The organism is Amycolatopsis rhizosphaerae, from assembly GCF_007713715.1.
GTDB lineage: Bacteria > Actinomycetota > Actinomycetes > Mycobacteriales > Pseudonocardiaceae > Amycolatopsis_E > Amycolatopsis_E rhizosphaerae.
The window spans coordinates 1-3,692 of sequence record NZ_VJWX01000623.1; the positions used below are offsets into that span (position 1 = coordinate 1).

A 3,692-nucleotide genomic window follows, 5' to 3' on the forward strand; every position below is an offset into this window, starting at 1 on the left:
GCCCCACCCACTCGTGTGGCGCCATCGCCGCAGGTGAGCGGCCCGATGCTCGCGCCGGCGTCCCACCCTGCGTGGGTGACCGGCCGGCGGGAGCATCGGGCCGCGACAGTGAGGGCTGTCACTATCGGTAGTCATCTGCTTCGAGGTTCTCGCGAAGGAAGTCGCGCACCTTGAGCTTCGCCATCCGGCCGTCGGGGTGATGCCAGACCACGCCCTCGTGGGGGAAGCCGGTGAACGCGGCACGGAGTCCCTCGAAGTCCCGCGGGACGGCGATCACTTCGGCCCGCGCGTGCCCGAGGAGCAGGTGGCGGTCCAATCCCTCCGGATTCCCGTTGATCTTCGGGCCGCACAGCTCGTACGTGCCGGGTTCGAAGACGCGATCGTCCACGGCGGGTGCCAGGTGCTTCCAGAACGCGGACTGCTGCGCGGGTTCCCACCCCATGGTCTTTCCGGTGTTCGCGTCGTGTTCGACTTCGACGAAACCCGTCGGCGGGTTCTTGCCCGCCTTCACCTCACGTCTCGCCCACCAGCGCTCACCGTCGAACATCACGCAAGTGCCGTCGTACTTCCGGGTCGCCACGCCCTCGCCGTCGAGCACCCACTGGCAGTCGGGGTGCACCTCGGGCAGCACGAACCGCATGTCGTCGGGGTTCCGCCTGAACAACGTCGGAATCTTCCTCATCCGTCAGTCCTTCCCAGCGCATTCGTCAATGCGGGACCAGCGGAGTGTAGACAGCGGATTCTCCTCAATGGCACGGATTTTCCCGGCGTACAGGCGCCAGGCGTGCGAATAATCGTTTCGGCTCAAAGCAATGCCACTGGCATCCTGAACGGCGACCACGAGGGGGAACCATGCTTGTCGTCGAGCTCATCCGCCGCACCAAGCGCGTCCCGGCGCCGGTCGGCCCGGCCGGAGACGGGACCACCGCCGCCCGGCAGCTCGACGCTGCCCTCATGGATGCCGGATTCAAGCTCTCCACCCAACTGCTCGAGCACCTTTCGGGCCTGTCGCCCGAGGCCGTGATCGGCGCGGGAGAGCAGATGCTCACCGCGGTGCGGGAACTCGTGGGCGACCACGTCGAGCACAACGTGTACTTCAAGACGTTCCCGCACGGCGTGCCCGACACCCTGACCTTCTGGCTCGCCAGCATCACCGAGGCGTTCGCGGCCGACGCGGCCACCGCCGAGCGGGTCGCGGTGAAGCTCGCCAGTTTCGGCGCCGTCAACCTGTTGGACCTGCCGAAGTACGGGCGCTACCAGCACACCTACGCGGAGATGCTGGCCGTGCACGACGAGTTGATCCATTCCGCGGGGGACCGGGTCACCGTGCTGCACCTCGGCGGCACCCTCGACGACGAGGCCCACCGTGTGTACCTGCAACTCGCGGCAACCGCCGTGCCGCTTCCCCCACACGACATGAGCCTGCTGGAAGTCCTCGCCCAGCAGTGTGTGAACGGTGCCCGGCCCGAACGCGTCCCCGTGCGCGAGGTACGGGCTTTGATCAACCGGGTTCGGTTCGCCAACGGCAAGACCGTACTGGTGGACACCGTCACCGACGTGCTGCGGCTCGCCTGCGCGCTCTCCGGCGGTGACGTCACCCTCGAAACCTCCACCCGGTTCCGCTCGTTCCCGCGCCGGGACCGGGGCGCCCTGCTCGCCGCACTCGACTCCGTGGCAGCCGACCCCGCCAAGCTCGGCGACGTGAACCGGCACGCCCGCGCGTGGGTGCGGCTCGCCGGCGGGCTGCACCCCGAGGACCACGCCGACACCTACCCCAGCGCGAATGCGGTGTTCGCGGTCGCCCGCGGCGATCGGACGGCCAGGTCGTTCCAGCAGCGGGTGGAGGAGGCGTTCGGCCGCCACGACGTCACGGGCGCGGCGCGACTGCTGGGCGCCGCCCCGGGCCTGTTGCTGCGCAACCTCGACCGTCTGCTTCGAGCCGCCGCCCAGGACACGGAGATGCCGATCCTGGAAGCCCTGATCGCGGCGGCGCCGAACGTGGCGGGCCGGGTCCTGCTGTCGGTGCGGGAGCATCTGGTCGATCGCACCGACCGGGATGGCACCAAGCGCGTGTTCACCAACCGCCGGGGCCGTTCCTGGGTCGCCGATGACAACCGGCCGCCCCTGCCGCGCGCGCTGGTCGCCGCCGTGTGCGCCGTGATCGACGCCGAAATCACCCGCAGGCTCGCCGGGATGGTGGAGGGCACGCTGCTGGTCGACCCGGAGATCCTCGGTGTCGCGCTGCCGTTGTCGGGCAAGACGTCCCCGAGGGGGATGGGCCTGGTGCCGCGCGGCTCGATGCAGCGCGTCAGCGGGGAGGTGCTCTCGTTCTTCGTCCACTGGCGACAGTCGGAGCTGACCACGGACTACGACCTGTCCACCTCGCTGCTCGACGCGAACTTCGGCGAGGTGGGATACCTGGCCTATACGAGGCTGCGGCACGGCGGCCGCAACGGGCCGGTGCACTCGGGCGACGTGGTCGAGGCCGCCGGCGGGGCAAGCGAATTCATCGACATCCCGCTGGCACGCCTGAAGGCGCGCTTCATCGTGCCGCAGGTACTCCTGTACTCGGGGGAGCCGTTCCACCGGGCGGAGGAGGCGTTCTTCGGTTACCTGACGCGGGACCGCGCGCAGAAGGGCAAACCCTATGAGGCGCGCACCGTGCGCGCGAAATCCGACCTGGCGGGCGGGGGCCGCGTGGCCTACCCGGTGATCTTCCTCCGCGGGGACGACGGCACCTGGTGGGCGAAGTGGCTCCACCTGTACGCCAAGGGCCGCTCCGGCATGAACACGCTGGAAGGCACCCGGCCCACCACCGGCCTGCTCGCGCGCGGTGTCGTCGAGCGCAGGTACCTGACCTTCGAATACCTGGTCTCGCTCGTCGGGAAGAACGCCAGGGTGGAGTACTACACCGGACAGGAACCCACGGGCGCGGTCACCTACCTCGGCTGGGACCGGCCCGACGGGCTCCCCGAGGGCACGCGGGTGATCACGATCGACAACCTGGCGGAAATGATCCCGGAGTGAAAGCCGTTGCGCTACAATGGAATCGCGGAGGCCTTGAGGGGACTTCCTTCTCAACCCTCACAAGGTTCTGTGACTCCTTAGTCCTCTCCACTCCTCCGTTTCGGCGAGGAAGAGCCCCGGCGAGTACACCGCCGGGGCTCTTCTTCGTGACTGACGTTCCTCTCAGGCGAGAGGTGGTTGTTCAGTTGTTGCAGAGAGGAAATCTCTTCGGGTCAGTAACCTGGCGGAGAGTCAACTGAGAAAACGTACCTCGTCCGCGAATGGCGGATTCCGTTCGGGGTCGAGGAATTGTCTGGGTGAAGTGTCGGACGGCTGATCAGCCGACGGAGATGACCTGCGCCGCGGTCGCGGTCGCGCCGAACAGTGCGAGCGCGCCGTTGGCCGCGAACACGTTGTCGATGTGGGACGGGGTGCTGAAGCCCAGCGCTTCGCGGGTGGGCAGCAGCTCGGCGTCCTGGGTGGCCAGCACCTCGGTGATCTCGTTCATGGGATACCTCCTGATGGTTTTTCCTCAGTTATTCGGGATGTTTCCCGAATGAGACCAGTTTCGTGCCCGCTCGTCACTGGCCCGTCACTTGAAAAACAATCCGGGAGCGCCATTCGAGTGGTGTGCCCAACGCAAGCCATTCCCTTGCGTCCCCATTCTCACAATCCAACCACCAACC

Annotated in this window: 3 protein-coding genes; 1 reads left to right on the top strand and 2 read right to left on the bottom strand. The window is 67.7% G+C overall.

Going from position 1 to position 3,692, the window contains the following annotated elements; translation table 11 throughout:
• Nucleotides 1-121: 121 nt before the first annotated feature.
• Nucleotides 122-682, bottom strand: a complete 561-nt coding sequence (locus FNH05_RS34395; protein ID WP_144593029.1) for a hypothetical protein — start codon at nucleotides 680-682, stop codon at nucleotides 122-124.
• Between the two features lie 170 nt (nucleotides 683-852).
• Between FNH05_RS34395 and FNH05_RS34400 the strand changes: the two genes are divergently transcribed.
• The gene (locus tag FNH05_RS34400; protein ID WP_144593030.1) at nucleotides 853-3,027 is read left to right on the top strand and encodes a TerD family protein; all 2,175 of its coding nucleotides are present in this window, start codon (nucleotides 853-855) and stop codon (nucleotides 3,025-3,027) included.
• Between the two features lie 316 nt (nucleotides 3,028-3,343).
• Here FNH05_RS34400 and FNH05_RS38525 read toward each other — a convergent pair whose 3' ends face one another.
• A complete protein-coding gene (locus FNH05_RS38525) occupies nucleotides 3,344-3,514 on the bottom strand; it encodes a hypothetical protein (RefSeq protein ID WP_186382879.1) in 171 nt (56 codons plus the stop codon).
• Nucleotides 3,515-3,692 lie beyond the last annotated feature (178 nt).

Excerpts from the sequence above, each read along its gene's own strand:
- FNH05_RS38525 (WP_186382879.1), bottom strand. The coding sequence starts at position 3,514 with ATGAACGAGATCACCGAGGTGCTGGCCACCCAGGACGCCGAGCTGCTG.
- FNH05_RS34395 (WP_144593029.1), bottom strand. The coding sequence starts at position 682 with ATGAGGAAGATTCCGACGTTGTTCAGGCGGAACCCCGACGACATGCGG.
- FNH05_RS34400 (WP_144593030.1), top strand. The coding sequence starts at position 853 with ATGCTTGTCGTCGAGCTCATCCGCCGCACCAAGCGCGTCCCGGCGCCG.